This window comes from Amaricoccus macauensis, assembly GCF_049800915.1.
Lineage (GTDB): Bacteria > Pseudomonadota > Alphaproteobacteria > Rhodobacterales > Rhodobacteraceae > Amaricoccus > Amaricoccus macauensis_A.
Window position 1 is genome coordinate 117,243 of record NZ_JBNAFY010000002.1, and the last position, 13,855, is coordinate 131,097.

Consider the following 13,855-nt stretch of genomic DNA (forward strand, 5'->3'; position numbering starts at 1 on the left):
GGCATCGCCGCGCGCGCTCCCAACACAGCGTTCGTGCCCTCTTCGAACGCGCGCTTCCCGCCCTGTACCACCACAATCCGCAACCCACAGGAGGTAGACCCGAATGACCCTGAAGCCCGCGAGAAACACGGCATCGCTCTTGTCGCGTATCGACACGCTCCGTCGGCGGCACCGCCGGCTCGATCTGCGCGTCGAGACCGAACAGCGCCGCCCGCGCCCTGATGCCGGGATGTTGCAGTGGCTCAAGCGAGAGCGCCTTCGCCTGAAGGACCAGCTGAGGGCCCATGAGGGTCGGTTGCGGAAATGGTCGCGCGACCGGGCCGCCACCTGATTGCCAGTGCGACACCGCCCGCCTCCCGCCGGGGGCGGGCATCCCTCCAGACCCTTGGCCCGACCGCAAAGGACATCCGACCGCATGACCTTCCCGATCACGAACGACGTCGTCATGGCCACCCGCCTCTTTCACAGCGCCGACATTTCCGAGCTTCTCGAAGAGGCAGAGTTCGAGGCCGAGGAAAAACGCCGCAAGTCCCGAAAGCAGCAGCCTGCACCGCGGCGAGAGATCGCACGGCTCGGCGTGGCTGGCTGAGCGCCCCGTGTCCGGGGCCGTGATCCTGCAAGGGGCAGGGGCGTCAGGCCCCCCGCGCTGCCGCGATCTGCCGGCGGATCACCACGAAGGCCCGCCAGTAGTTGAAGACCCCGCCGAGGAAGAACAGGACGCTCCCCGCCACGTATTGCCAAGCAAGAAACCCGTCGATTAACCGGCGATCCCCGGCCGTGCCCACATGCCAGAGGTAGGGGATCGATGCGACGGTGAAGAGCACCGACCCGGTCACGAAGGTGAGCGCCGTGAGGTTCATCAGTTGCAGCGTCACCTTCTCCGGGGCCTGCACGACCTGAAGCACGTTCACCACCGCGCCGAGCACGAAGAGCAGGCTGCCGATGACGAAACACCACGCCCCGGCATGGAAGAGCCCGACCCAGGAGAGAAAGAAGACGCTGCCCATAACGAAGAGTATCGTGCCGATCAGGTAGGAGACCGCCGCCAGCGCCTCGAGCCGGTCCCAGATCGTCGGCCTTCCCTTGCGCGTGCGGGCGAAGCGCACGACCTCCGCGAGGTCATGCCCTGTGACCACGAGATAGAACAGCGACCCGAGAATGAAGAGCCACGCACCGAGATTGGCATAGGCCTCGAGCGACGGGAAGAACAGCACGCTGCCCAGAATGAAGATCGCCCCGCCGATCTTGTAGGCGATGGCGTTGAAGGTCTCCCACCGAAAATGATCCTTGAGATCGGGGTTTTCGCTGACAAGGTCATGAACGCGCGGTCTGTTGACGAAGAGATGCGGCATCATGGCCTCGCAGGTCATTGAAAATGGATTTCGGCAACCATGCGACGCCGCCCGTCCCCCAGGCAACATTGATTGACGCCATCTGGCGATTTCACTCCAGTCTGCGATGTGGAACTCGAATGAGAGAACTGCACGGACCGTCGCCTACTTGTAAGCCGGGCCGGCGGCGGACCGGGGGATGGCGCAAAGCCGTCTGTTCGGCGCAGTTGATGGTGACGACACTGCCTAGACCAGCGGTATGCCCCAGCTTAAACGATGCGCCAGCCCGTCCGGGCGGGCCGCCGCAGGCACGGCGCCTTCGGCTTGTTCCGTGCCATTGTTTCCCAGCACCAATGGCGTGAAGGGCCGAGAGCAGCAATTAATGAGATCCGACGACCAGCAGCTTTGATCCGCACCACCAACTCCGGAGCGACAAGCGGCGAATGGCGACTCCCAGCCCTTCCTTCATGCGACCTTGCACCCGCTGCAAAATTCGAGCACCCGCAGCGAAAAGCCGGAATTTCCGCGCGGCGGCCACCCGCGCACGGAAACGCCCAGCCTCACCGCCTGATGGCAAAGAAATCGCGCAGGAGGCCCGCGCATTCCGTCTCGCGCACACCGCCCACAACCTCCGGCCTGTGATGGGATTGTGCCTGCTCGAAGACGCGCGCGCCCTGCTCGACACCGCCGGATTTCGGGTCCGCCGCCCCATAGACGACACGCGCGATCCGGGCCGCGGCAATTGCGCCCGCGCACATCGCGCAAGGTTCCAGCGTCACGAAAAGAACCGATCCCGGCAGCCGCTCCGAGCCTGCTGCCTCACAGGCTGCGCGGATCGCCAGTATTTCCGCATGTGCGGTCGGATCGCTCAGCTCCCGCGTCCGGTTTCCCGCCTGCGCCAACACCTCGCCCCCCGCCGAAACGACGACGGCACCCACAGGTGTTTCGCCGCGCGCGAATGCCGCACGCGCTTCAGTCAGCGCCACATCCATCTCGGGCGCAAACCGTGTTTCCGAGCCCATTGCCGGGCAAGCTCCGGCCGGTTGGCTCAGGCGCTCACGGCCGGTCGGCCCGCTGCCGAAAGCTGCTGCGCGCCGGGCAATTCGATGTTGATCTCGAGGCTCGAGAGTTCATCCCCACGCTCGAGCTTGATGTCCACCGTCTTGCTGTCCACCTTCATGTGGCGCTTGATCACCTCGATGATCTCGCGCTGGAGCACAGGCAGGAGCTCGGCGTTCGAGCGGTCCGTCCGCTCGTGCGCCAGCAGGATCTGCAGGCGCTCCTTGGCCATGTCGGCGGTCTTTTCTTCACGGGGGCGGAAAGAGAAACCGAAGAGCTTCATGCCGTGCGCCCCATCAGCCGCTTGAACAGGCTCGGACGTTCGGCCGGTTGAAGCTGGATCTCGATCTGCTCGCCGATCAGCCGCGACACCGCATCCCCGTAGGCTTTGGAGGCAGGCGACTTCTCGTCAAAGACAACCGGCATGCCGACGTTGGAAGCCTTCAGCACGGTCGTGCTTTCCGGGATGATGCCCAGAAGCGGGATCGCCAGGATCTCGAGAATGTCCTCGACCTTCATCATCTCGCCCTTGTTGACGCGCGCCATGTCGTAGCGGGTCAGCAGGAGATGCGCTTTCACCGGCTCGGTGCCGGATTTTTCCGCGCGATCGGTCTTGGAGTTCAGCAGGCCCAGAACCCGGTCGCTGTCGCGCACCGAGGAAACCTCCGGGTTGGTGACGACGATCGCCTCGTCGGCATAGTACATCGCCAGATGCGCACCGCGCTCGATCCCGGCCGGGCTGTCGCAGACGATGTAGTCGAAATCCTCGCGCAGCTCGTCGAGCACCTGCTTGACGCCGTCGCGGGTCAGCGCGTCCTTGTCGCGGGTCTGCGAGGTCGGCAGCACCCAGAGGTTCTCGTTGCGGCGGTCCTTGATGAGCGCCTGCTTGAGCTTGGCGTCACCCTGGATGACGTTGATGAAATCGAAGACCACGCGCCGCTCGCAGCCCATTATCATGTCCAGGTTGCGCAGGCCCACGTCGAAATCGATGACGACGGTCTTGTGGCCGCGCAGGGCCAGACCCGCTCCGATGGCTGCCGACGACGTGGTCTTTCCGACGCCGCCCTTGCCCGATGTGACAACGATGATCTTGGCCAAGTATTGCTCCTCTTCCGTAGCCTTCGCCTATTTGAGCGCCTCAACGCACAGGGTTTCGTCCTTCAGGAAGGCCTGTACGCGCCTCCCGCTGGTCTCGGGACCGAGATCATCGCTGGTGCGGTAGAGCCCAGCGATGGCGATCAGTTCCGCCTTCAGGTCCTGACAGAAGATCCGGGCATTGCGGTTGCCGTTGACGCCGGCAAGCGCGCGGCCCCGCATCGTCCCGTAGATATGCACGTTGCCATGGGCGATCAGTTCCGCACCAGAGCTGACCGAGGCCACCACCACGAGGTCGCCGCGGTCGGCGAAGATGCGTTGGCCCGAGCGCACCGGCTCGGTGATCAGGATCGTCTCGGGCTCGAATTCGGGTTCCGGCTCGACCGCTTCCGGGGCAGGGGCCGCATCGGGCTTGGCGGCTGCCTTGGCGTCGCGCCGGTCCCGCGAGTGAGGCACCTCGCGCCCGCCCGTCAGCGTGATCAGGCCCGCATCGAGTGCTGCGGCCGACTGCTCCGGCGAGCCGTTCTGAATGCCGAAGACCGAGAGCTTCCGGCGGCGCAGCTCGGAGGACAGGAACGCGAAGTCATCGGTGCCGTCGGGGCCGTCCGCGCGCTCCAGATCGATGAGCACCGGCGCGTTCGAGAAGAAATGGGGCGCCTGGGCAAGCTGACGATCCAGCGCATCGAAGAACTCGTCCCCCGGCGCACCGGAAAGTCGCAGAACCACCGCGGTAAAGGACCGGCTCCGGATCTGGAAAGGCATGACCGCGGCGACAGCCTCGGTGACCCTGTCCTTTACACTCAATGATTGCACAGCAGGTCTGCTCCCCTGTCTCTATTTCGTGCCTCGACGTTTCTTAACACCATTATATGCCTTTTCGGGGGTTGAGCAATGCGTATCATTCTATCTTGACGCGACTACCCCCGCCCGGCCTCGGTCCTTGATTGTTTGGCAAGGGGTTGCGTCACGTTTGTGCAGCATTCCGACCCCGGATTTCCACCGATTTCCATCGCTCCAAGGGCTTTTTTGCTGATTCTCTCCCGTTTGCGCGGCCCTCGGGGATTCGAAAACGGATCGCGGATTGCCCGCCGCACGCCGGTCGGCGGCTCCCGCCGGCACTCGTCCTCCGACAGTGCTTCCTGCGCCCCGGATCAGGGTGCCCGCACGCGGCCTTCAGGGGTGGGTTGAGGCACGGGAAATCGGCTCGCGCCACGCGTTTGTGCGACGACCCGCGAAGGCCGCCAGGACGCCGCTCACGAAGCCTCGCGATCCCGTCGGGGGGTCAGCCCGCCTTGCGGTGCCCGGCGCGCGTGTTGCTGCCGTCTTTCTGGAAATAGGCCACGTCCGCGCGCATTCCCTGGATGCTGTCCATCAGAGATTGGGTGGCGGAGTTGGTCTCTTCCGCCATTTCCGCGTTCTGCTGGGTGGACTGGTCGAGCGCGTTGATCGCCCGGCTCACATCCGTCAGGGCGCCGGCTTGCCGCTGGGCGGACGCAGCAATATCCTTCACCCGGTCGTGGATTTCGTTGATCGTCGTGTCGATCTCCTCGATCGACGACCCGGCCTGGCCAACCATCTCGACGCCGCGTCCCACCTGCTCGGTCGATTCCGCGATCAGTTTGGCAATGTCCTGCGCCGCGTCCGATGAGCGCTGCGCCAGGGCCCGCACTTCGGAGGCCACGACGGAGAAGCCCCGCCCCGCCTCTCCGGCCCGCGCGGCTTCGACACCCGCGTTGAGCGCAAGCAGATTGGTCTGGAAGGCGATCTCCTCGATCAGGCCGGTGATGGTGGAGATCTTGTCCGAACTTGCCGAGATCTCGTCCATGGCGCTCACGGCCTTGTTCACGACCTCGCTCGACCGGGCGGCACTCGTGCGCGCGCCGCCTACCATGTCGCGGGCACCCGCGGCCATCTGTGCCGCGCTCTGAACGGAGGTGTTGAGTTCCTCGACCGCCGCGGCGGCATTGGCGAGCGTGCTCGCCTGGGCGTCGGTGCGCCGGGCCAGGTCCTCCGTGGCGCGGGTGATGTCCAGTGTTTCATCCTGCAATGCCTGGGACCGCGCGACCACTCCCTCGATCACCTTGCGCATTTTCGCGATGGCATTGTTGAAACTCTGGCGGACGCCATCGAGCTCGCCCAGGTCCTGCGTGAGACGAACCGTCAGGTCTCCGTCCGCGGCCTGCTGCAATCCCTGCTGCATGGTGTCGGCGGTGATCTGGAAAACCGACATGTCGTGAGAGAACATCAGGATGCGGCTCACGTGGCCTTCCGCGTCCCGGATCGGATTGCAGCTCACCTGCAACCAGACCCTGCCGCCATCCTTGGAGCGACGGACAAAATTGCCCCTGAAGGGCCGGCCACGGCTGATCTGGTCCCAGATATCCTTGTACTCGCCCGACTGGGTGTAGCCCGGGTGGTGCAGGATGCTGTGATGCTGGCCGACCAGTTCATGCCGCTCATAGCCCATGATCTTGCAGAACTGCTCGTTCACTTCGACAAAGTTGCCGTCGGGAGAAACCTCGGAAATCGCCTGCGTGCGCTGGATTGCGGCAATCTCGTCATCCGCCTCTGCCGCCCTGTTCTTCGCATCCGTGATGTCGAAGGCGTATTTCACGATCTTGAATGGCTGATGCTCGGGGTCGATCACCGTCGTGTATGTCGCCTGGAGCCAGCGGGTCTCGCCCGCGCTGTCCATGCGCTTCATCTCGCCGGACTTGACCGTGCCCCGCGCAAGCTCGTCCCAGAGGTTCCGATATTCTTCTGTATCGACCAACTCGTCCGGGACGAACATCTGGTGGTGCTTGCCTACGATCTCGTCCAGCCGGTAGCCCATCGTCTGAAGGAAGAGCTCGTTCGCCCAGAGGATCGTGCCGTTGAGATCGAACTCGATCACCGGGATCGAGCGCCGCAAGGCGTCCACCTGGCTGCGGTTGTCGCGCCGGCGCAAATGATAATCGGTGATGTGTCGCGCTGTCACGAGCGTATAGAGAACCGCGCCCGACGCGTCGCTCACCGGGGAGTAGGTCGCGTCGAGCCAGACCTCCTCGCCGGTCTTCGACTGCCGTGGAAAGATTCCGGTTGCATCCTCTCCCTGCGCGACCTTGCGCCAGAGCTCGAGGTTGTCCCGGCTTCCCTTGTCCTTGGGGCGAAGCAGCATGTCGTGCGGCTGGCCCTGCAACTCTTCCGATGCGTAGCCCATCGTCGCGGCGAAGGCCGCGTTTGCGTCGATGATCTGCTCCTCGCGGTTGACGCGGAAGATCAGCATGGAGCGTTCGATTGCCTGAAACTCGTCGCGCGCGCGGAGCGCATCCGCCACCTCAGCACCTTGCGCCCGGGGATCCGGTTTCCCGGTCAGGAAATTGAACACGACGCTGAACTCCGTCTCTTGCTTGACTTGGCGCGAGCGGGAGAGTGGGCCGGTTTCGATTAAGAACGGCTTAATTCGCGGAAATGCTCGGGTTTTCGGTGGGGGTGCTCAAACCTTAACGGTTCGGTAACAACCATACATACGTTTTCCATATCGATTCCATATCGTTTCCATACGGCTTTCGGGGTTCGAATACGGCCCTGCGCGGGCCGCCTCCCGAAAGCTCTTTGATTTCACGCCCCGATCCGGCATAAGCCCCGCGACACCAGAAGCGGGACCTGAAAAATGCACGATATCCGCGCCATCCGAGAAGCGCCCGAAGCCTTCGATGCCGGCCTCAAGCGGCTCGGGGCCGAGCCCCGTTCGGCCGAGATTCTGGCCATCGACGAATCCCGCCGCGCGAAGATCGCCGCTTCCGAATCCGCCCTCGCCGAGCGCAATGCCGCCAGCAAGCAGGTCGGCGCCGCCAAGGCGAAGGGGGACGAGGCGGAGTTCCAGCGGCTTCGTGGTCTAGTCACTGAAAAGAAAGCAGAAATCTCTCGTCTGGAAGAAGAGGCCAAGGCCGAGGATGCCCGGCTGAATGACCTTCTGATGACGCTGCCGAACCTGCCGTTCGACGATGTGCCCGATGGCGAGAGCGAGGAAGACAACGTCGAGATTCATCGTTGGGGAACCCCTCGCGCGTTTTCCTTCAAGCCGCTTGAACACTTCGAGATTCCGGGTGCGAAGCCGGGCTTCGATTTTGAAGCCGCGGGCCGTTTGTCGGGCTCCCGTTTCGTCGTTCTCAAGGGCGCGATGATCCGGATTCACCGCGCGCTCGCCCAGTTCATGATCGATCTCCACGTCGAGGAACACGGGCTTGTGGAGCACTGGACCCCGGTGCTTGTCCGCGACGACGCCATGCTCGGCACCGGCCAGCTCCCCAAGTTCGCCGAGGATAGCTACCGCACCACCAACGGCTGGTGGCTCATCCCCACCTCCGAAGTGACGATGACCAACCTCGTAGCGGGCCAGATCCTGGATGCATCCCAGCTTCCCATGCGCATGACCGCACACACCCAGTGCTTCCGTTCCGAGGCCGGGTCGGCGGGCAAGGATGTTTCGGGCATCCTGCGCCAGCACCAGTTCGAGAAAGTCGAGATGGTCTCGGTCACGAAGCCGGACGAGAGCCGCGCCGAGCAGGAGCGGATGACGTCCTGCGCCCAGAATGTGCTCGAAAAACTGGAGCTTCCCTATCGCACCATCGTGCTCTGCACTGGCGACATGGGGTTTGGCGCACGTCGCACTCATGACATCGAGGTCTGGCTGCCGGGGCAGGATACCTATCGCGAGATCAGCTCGGTCTCGGTTTGCGGCGACTTCCAGGCGCGCCGGATGAACGCCCGTTTCCGCCCCGAGGAGGGAGCGAAGCCGGAGTTCGTCCATACGCTCAATGGTTCCGGTGTGGCGGTCGGACGCTGTCTGATCGCGGTGCTGGAGAATGGCCAGCAGGAAGACGGGTCGATTTCGCTGCCCGAAGCCCTCCATCCTTACCTGCGAGGCAAGACGCGCGTCACACCTGAGGGCGAACTGGTTTAGCGTTAAACGACCTGCGACCTTCCTAAATGGTTCAGGTCTGGTCGGCAAGCTTCACGAGGTGGTTGTCCCAGGCCACCTCGGCCCGCACAGGCGCCGGGTTTTCTTCCCGGTTTCCGATAATCTGGCAACCGCCCAGCCCGTCGGTGGCGAGGAAGCCATCCGGATGTGCAGCGATCCCGCAGACATCGCGTTGAGCTAAAGCCTGTTCGAGTTGTCCGCTGGAAACGCCGTAAATATGGGACGTCCCGCCGCGTGGTGAGGTGATGCCGACCTGCGTGCCGTCGCCCGAGAACGCGACCGAGCCGGCATAGCCGCGCATCCGAGCCTGAACGGGCCCGGCATCGAGGACGCGCGCCTTTTCCCCTTGTCGGTGAAGGCCCAGCAGCGGCGGCGCGACCGCCAGATCACCCTCCCACTGCATGGCAAAGGCCACGAGCCCCTCTTCCAGAACCGCGAGATGCCGGATCGAGTTCCGGTGCAGTTCCTCATCGATCTCGATCTGTTCCAGAACGTGTCCGTCGCTGTCCACGTAGGAAAGGTTGGGTCGCATCGTATCGAGATTGAGCTTTGCGCGACCCGTGTCGGGGTGAGTCCGGATCCCGCCATTGGCGATCGCCATGACATCGGTCCCCGGTAGCCTGACGATATCATGGGGACCGACACCACCTGAGGCGAAATCCCCGATCCGCCGGTACCCTGCGGAGGCATCCCAGACTCCGATGCGCCCGAACCCTTCGTCGTAGAGGTTCTCCGCCGTGAAGAGCCGCGACCCATCTGCGGAGAAACAGCCATGACCGTAGAAATGTCGCCCCTCCGGTGCATCGAGCCTCTGGTGAACCGCACCGGAAATGCAATCGAGCACGATGGCGAAGGTGCCGGGCCGCCTGGCGAAGGCCACTGCCTCCGGCCGGACAGGGTGGGCTGCGGCGGCATGTCCGCGGGTCGGCAACGGCAGGGAGAAGATCTCCGTGCCGGATACCGTGAGGCCATAGAGCCTGAACTCTCCGTCAGGCCGCTTCGCTGCGGCGAGATAGGCCGGGCTTCCGGCATCCGCCCATCCAAGTGCGGGCAGGGCTGTGGCCGCCATGAGGGATTTGAGAAAGCCGCGCCGCGTCGCCAAGATCAGTCTCCATCCATCGAGTTGAAACCTTCGCTCACCCCCAGAGCCGGGCCGATCACAGTCCGGACGGTGTCGCGCAGGCTCTGAACCGATTGTTGCAGAACCTCCACGCGGAGGCGGCCGGTCGGGTCCGTGACATTGGCGAAGACCGGATCGTCGAGTTCATCTGCCTCTTCAAGCGCGCTCGCAATGGCGGCGCCGATCTGCATGCGATCCTCTTCCGGTAGATTGCTGGCCAGGGTGCGTGCAAGCGTTCCTGTGGCTTCGATGGAAAGAGTGACATTGCGCAGCGACCGCCCGGAGCGCCAAGCCTCGGCGCGTTTGGGGCGAGGACGCTCGATGGAGCCGATGGGGCGCCCAAGCCGCTGGTCCGACGTGAATTCCAGTCCCGACAATACCGCGCTGTAGAGTTCCTGAACCGCTTCCATCTCGTTGAAGTAGATCGGATTCTCCGGACCCGGCGTCGTGATGATCTCTGCGTAGGCCGGGTCCCAGGCCTTGGAAAGATCGGCGGCAGTCAGGGCGAGGTCGTGTGCAATGGCACGGGTAAGTTTGCAGGCATAGTCCGGGTTCCGGGCTGAGAAACTCTCCTCATAGAGCATCATCTCGAGCGCGAAGAATCCCCGTGCCGCGACCGAGACCGCCTTGTAGCCGTTCTTGTCATCAACGATCGCATCTTCATCAGCGATCATGCCCGCGAGGGTTTTGACCGTCGCGCCTCTGCTGTCAGGCCAGAAGGCGAGTGCAAAGGCGCGATTGTCCTCTTCGCTCGGTCCGAACCGCAGATGCGCAACCCCCATCCACGCGTCGAATGCCTTGTTGTAGGCCTTACGCAAGTTGGCAGAGGTCGGCGTGCAATCCCTAGCTGCGACCGCGTCGAGCGCGGCCGCTTCGCCCGCGAGTGTCCGGTAGCCGGGCAGGATTTGAACCTCCACGGCCTCCCTGACGATTGCCGCTTCCTGCTGTGCGGCGAGCGGAAGGGGCCAGAGCAGGGAGAGGGCGAAGAGGAGGCGTTTCATTCAGAGACTTTCCAGAAAGGCGATCAACGCGTGACGGTCAGCTGCGGGCATTTTCACCACTGTTTGCCGCGCGGCCTCCGCTTCACCACCATGCCACAGAACCGCTTCGAGAAGCGAGCGTGCCCGTCCGTCATGGAGGAAGTAGGTGTGACCGCTAACCTCTCGGGTAAGGCCGATCCCCCAAAGCGGCGGCGTGCGCCATTCACGTCCATTTGCGCGGGCTTCGGGGCGATTGTCCGCCAGACCCTCGCCCATGTCGTGGAGCAGCATGTCGGTATAGGGCCAGATCAGCTGGAAGCTCTGTTCGGGTTGATCCGAGAGCCGGTGGGTGACGAATTTCGGATTGTGACAGGCTGTGCAGCCGGTTTCATAGAACACCTGCTTGCCCCGGAGCACGATCGGGTCGTCAAAGTCTCGGCGGCGCGGCACGGCAAGATTGCGGGAGTAGAACGTGACGAGATCTAGCCCTTCGCTGTCGATCTCAAGATCCTCGTAGGCTTCGGAGGCACCATCCGGGGCCTTGCGGCATTCGTCCTGAAGCGCCGAGCATTCCCCCCAGCCTGATGGGTTCACGGGGTTGGAAATGCCGATATCCCCGGCAAAGGCATCGGCCGATTGCTGGCGAATTGTCGGGGTGCCTGCCTTAAGGCCGAACCGGCCCAGCATCGGGCGATCGAACTCCTTTGACCAGACGATGTTGGCGCGGCCGGAAATGCCGTCGCCATCCGCATCGTCCGGGTCGGCCAGCGCAAGAATGTCCTCGGACGGAATGGCTTCAAGGTGGCCGAGGCCGATCATCTGCGGAGCGATGCGCGGCGAGAGCATGGCATCGGGGTGGGGTGGGCCATATCCCAGATCGCCAAGCGCATAGCTGGGCCGGCGCAGGTGCGCGACCTCGCCGCCCGATAGCGGCACCTCGAACTCCTCGTAGGTGATTTTCATCTGCGCCTCGGCAGCTATGCCGGGAAGGGCGGAATCCTGAATCTGCGTGCCATAGGCCGGATCGGGGACGGCCGAGATGTAGTCCTCGATCTCCTCGATCACGTCTTCCGGCCCGCCCGGCACCGAAATGCGCAGGAACATGGAAATGGGGTTGTCCTCGGGGCCTTCCGGCGGATGACCGCGGCCATCCTTGAGATGGCAGCGTTGACAGGACCGGGCATTGTAGAGCGGTCCAAGTCCGTCCGAGGCCTGCGTGGAAGAGGGGGCCGAGACCCAGAGCTTCTTGAAGAGCCCGTTCCCGACCTTGAAGTCCAGTTCCTTTTCGAAGCTCATGTTTGCGGAGGACTGGGAAAATGCATCGCCGTTCACCATTGCATTCGAGGTCGCCGCTCCGCCGGGCAGGGCCTCGTAGGCTTCGGGTGCGGTGAAGTCGATGGTGGGGGCGGTGACTGCCTTGATCCTTGCCTGTTCCTCCGGCGTGCGGGGGATGAACTCGAGCGGCGAACTTGGCAGATCCTGCGATGCCGGCCAGGCGGCCGGGGCAATAAGAGCAAGGCCCGCAAGGGCGGAGAGGCAGATCTGACGCATGGCGAATGCTTCTATGTCCGGTGGGGGCAGCCTGCAATGCAACAGAATGCGATCCGGCTGCACCCGTTCCGGATCAGGACATCAGCGGATCCCGAGACATCTGCGAGCGGCAAGAGTGAGCGGCTCAGTCAGACCGGTCGCCCCGATGCACCCGCAGTTTCGGAAGTTTCTGCGGATAGCGGAGATCGGGCGAATCGCCGGGAACGGCCAGGTTGTCGTTCGATTTCATGGTTGAAACGAACAGCTTCACGCAGCCGCCGCATTCAGCGCTCTTTCCCAGGGCGTGGTAGATCTTGCCTGGTGTGATGACCACATGGGGGTCTGATGCTCGCATCCAGTCGATGGCGGCATCGATGTCGCGGTCGGTGATATTGGCACAGTGACAGATCTTCATCGGTGTCTCGGATCCCCTATCCTAGGGCCAGTCTTCCGGGCGGGTCTCGTGTCAGAGTCGTGAGCCGGGCCGTCGGGCCCGGCTCGGGCAGGGCGGTCCTACTGGAAAACCGCCTCGGGGTTGTCGAGGCTGTCGGAGCCCTCGAACTCGATCGCGTCGAGTTGAAGGGCGGTCACGGCTCGCTCGATGGATTGGGTCTGCTGGACAAGGGCTTCGATGCCCCCCATCACCACGGCTTCCCCGGCGGCATTGTCGCGGGCCAGCATCTGGTCGTAGGACATGCCCGATTCGGCGACCGACTTGATACGGCCAAGCGCAATGACGGTCGCGTCCAGGTCAGCCTTAAGGGCAGTGTCCGCTTCCGGATCGGTTTCGGTCACCAGATCCGAAACAGAGGGGCCGGAAACCAGGCTGCCATCAATGCGGGTATATTCCCCGAGATAGACGTTCCGGATGCCGAGGCCATCGTAGTAGTGGCTGTTGTGTGTGTTGTCCGAGAAGCAGTCATGCTCTTCCTCGGGATCGTTCAGCATAAGTCCGAGACGCATCCGCTCACCGGCTTGCTCGCCGTAGGAAAGCGAGCCCATTCCAGTGAGAATGGCCGAGATCCCGGCGTTCTCGTCTTCCATCAAGCTCGTGCGTGCTTCGCCTTCGGCACTCCACTGGGCCGTCATCCACTCTAAGTCCGAAATCAGGAGGTCAATCGCGGCCTTGAGGTATTCCGCGCGCCGCTCGCAGTTGTCGTTGGTGCAATCCTCGCCCTGAGCGTAGTCGGTCCAGGGCCGTTCACCGGCACCCGGGCCAGTTCCGTTCAGATCCTGACCCCAGAGCAGGAACTCGATGGCATGATAGCCGGTGGCAACGTTTGCCTCGACCTCGTCGGCCTCATGCAGTGTCTCGGACAGAAGCTCCGGGGTGATGGACGAAGCATCGATCTCTTCGCCGGAGAGCGTGAAGGTCGGGTTCGCGACAACATTGATTGCCGCAAGCGCGTTCTCGTCGGTCGGTCCGCCATAGGAGGCGTCGACATAGTCGATCAGGCCCTCGTCAAGCGGCCAGGCGTTCACCTTGCCTTCCCAGTCGTCGACGATGGCATTCCCGAACCGGAAGACTTCCGTCTGCTGATAGGGGACCCGCGCCGCGAGCCACGCGTCCTTTGCCGCCTGAAGCGCTTCCGCCGAAGGCGACGTGATCAGCACATCCACCGCCTCACCGAGCCGTTCTGCCGTCGCCAGACTGTCGGCATAGCCCGCTTCGGCGATATCGGCATAGGTCGAAAGCACCTCTGCCTTCTCGGCCGCATGAACCGGGCCAAAACCGGCGGCGCTGATTGCGGCGCTGGCAAGGAGAAGTTTCTTCATG

Annotated in this window: 14 protein-coding genes; 3 read left to right on the top strand and 11 right to left on the bottom strand. The window is 63.6% G+C overall.

Annotation, left to right across the window (positions count from 1 at the left end; genetic code table 11):
• Window positions 1–103 precede the first annotated feature (103 nt).
• Together ACP15W_RS04835 and ACP15W_RS04840 are read left to right on the top strand one after the other, a co-directional pair.
• Window positions 104–331, top strand: a complete 228-nt coding sequence (locus ACP15W_RS04835; protein WP_424931725.1) for a DUF465 domain-containing protein — start codon at window positions 104–106, stop codon at window positions 329–331.
• An 84-nt stretch (window positions 332–415) separates the two neighbouring features.
• Window positions 416–589, top strand: a complete 174-nt coding sequence (locus ACP15W_RS04840) for a hypothetical protein (RefSeq protein WP_424931726.1) — start codon at window positions 416–418, stop codon at window positions 587–589.
• Window positions 590–632: 43 nt separating this feature from the next.
• Here the strand turns inward: ACP15W_RS04840 and ACP15W_RS04845 are convergent, their stop codons facing one another.
• The 6 genes from ACP15W_RS04845 to ACP15W_RS04870 all read right to left on the bottom strand — a co-directional run bounded on the left by ACP15W_RS04845 (window position 633) and on the right by ACP15W_RS04870 (window position 6,852).
• The gene (locus ACP15W_RS04845; RefSeq protein ID WP_424931727.1) at window positions 633–1,370 is read right to left on the bottom strand and encodes a YrhK family protein; all 738 of its coding nucleotides are present in this window, start codon (window positions 1,368–1,370) and stop codon (window positions 633–635) included.
• A gap of 521 nt (window positions 1,371–1,891) precedes the next feature.
• Entirely contained in the window at window positions 1,892–2,353 is a 462-nt protein-coding gene (locus tag ACP15W_RS04850; protein WP_424931728.1) for a nucleoside deaminase, read from the bottom strand.
• Window positions 2,354–2,379: 26 nt separating this feature from the next.
• A complete protein-coding gene (gene minE / locus ACP15W_RS04855) occupies window positions 2,380–2,673 on the bottom strand; it encodes a cell division topological specificity factor MinE (RefSeq protein WP_424931729.1) in 294 nt (97 codons plus the stop codon).
• A complete protein-coding gene (gene minD, locus ACP15W_RS04860) occupies window positions 2,670–3,488 on the bottom strand; it encodes a septum site-determining protein MinD (RefSeq protein WP_424931730.1) in 819 nt (272 codons plus the stop codon). The genes minE and minD overlap by 4 nt, the downstream gene beginning before the upstream one ends.
• 27 nt (window positions 3,489–3,515) lie before the next feature.
• Complete coding sequence (gene minC, locus ACP15W_RS04865; RefSeq protein WP_424931731.1) at window positions 3,516–4,298, bottom strand: septum site-determining protein MinC; 783 nt, start codon at window positions 4,296–4,298, stop codon at window positions 3,516–3,518.
• Between the two features lie 469 nt (window positions 4,299–4,767).
• Entirely contained in the window at window positions 4,768–6,852 is a 2,085-nt protein-coding gene (locus tag ACP15W_RS04870) for a methyl-accepting chemotaxis protein (RefSeq protein ID WP_424931732.1), read from the bottom strand.
• Window positions 6,853–7,137: 285 nt separating this feature from the next.
• Here ACP15W_RS04870 and serS point away from each other — a divergent pair, with 285 nt between their 5' ends.
• Window positions 7,138–8,430 carry a serine--tRNA ligase gene (gene serS, locus ACP15W_RS04875; RefSeq protein WP_424931733.1) on the top strand — a complete coding sequence of 431 codons (1,293 nt, stop codon included), beginning with the start codon at window positions 7,138–7,140 and terminating at the stop codon, window positions 8,428–8,430.
• A 31-nt stretch (window positions 8,431–8,461) separates the two neighbouring features.
• On the opposite strand, the gene ACP15W_RS04880 is transcribed toward serS, so the two are convergent.
• The 5 genes from ACP15W_RS04880 to ACP15W_RS04900 all read right to left on the bottom strand — a co-directional run bounded on the left by ACP15W_RS04880 (window position 8,462) and on the right by ACP15W_RS04900 (window position 13,854).
• Window positions 8,462–9,550, bottom strand: a complete 1,089-nt coding sequence (locus tag ACP15W_RS04880) for a DUF1513 domain-containing protein (RefSeq protein ID WP_424931734.1) — start codon at window positions 9,548–9,550, stop codon at window positions 8,462–8,464.
• Between the two features lie 2 nt (window positions 9,551–9,552).
• On the bottom strand, window positions 9,553–10,569 hold the full coding sequence (locus ACP15W_RS04885) for an imelysin family protein (protein WP_424931735.1): 1,017 nt from the start codon (window positions 10,567–10,569) through the stop codon (window positions 9,553–9,555).
• Window positions 10,570–12,099, bottom strand: coding sequence for a di-heme oxidoredictase family protein (locus tag ACP15W_RS04890; protein WP_424931736.1), 1,530 nt, complete (start codon window positions 12,097–12,099; stop codon window positions 10,570–10,572). It abuts the gene before it with no gap.
• A gap of 124 nt (window positions 12,100–12,223) precedes the next feature.
• The gene (locus ACP15W_RS04895; protein ID WP_424931737.1) at window positions 12,224–12,493 is read right to left on the bottom strand and encodes a (2Fe-2S)-binding protein; all 270 of its coding nucleotides are present in this window, start codon (window positions 12,491–12,493) and stop codon (window positions 12,224–12,226) included.
• 98 nt (window positions 12,494–12,591) lie between these two features.
• A complete protein-coding gene (locus ACP15W_RS04900) occupies window positions 12,592–13,854 on the bottom strand; it encodes an imelysin family protein (protein ID WP_424931738.1) in 1,263 nt (420 codons plus the stop codon).
• Window position 13,855 lies beyond the last annotated feature (1 nt).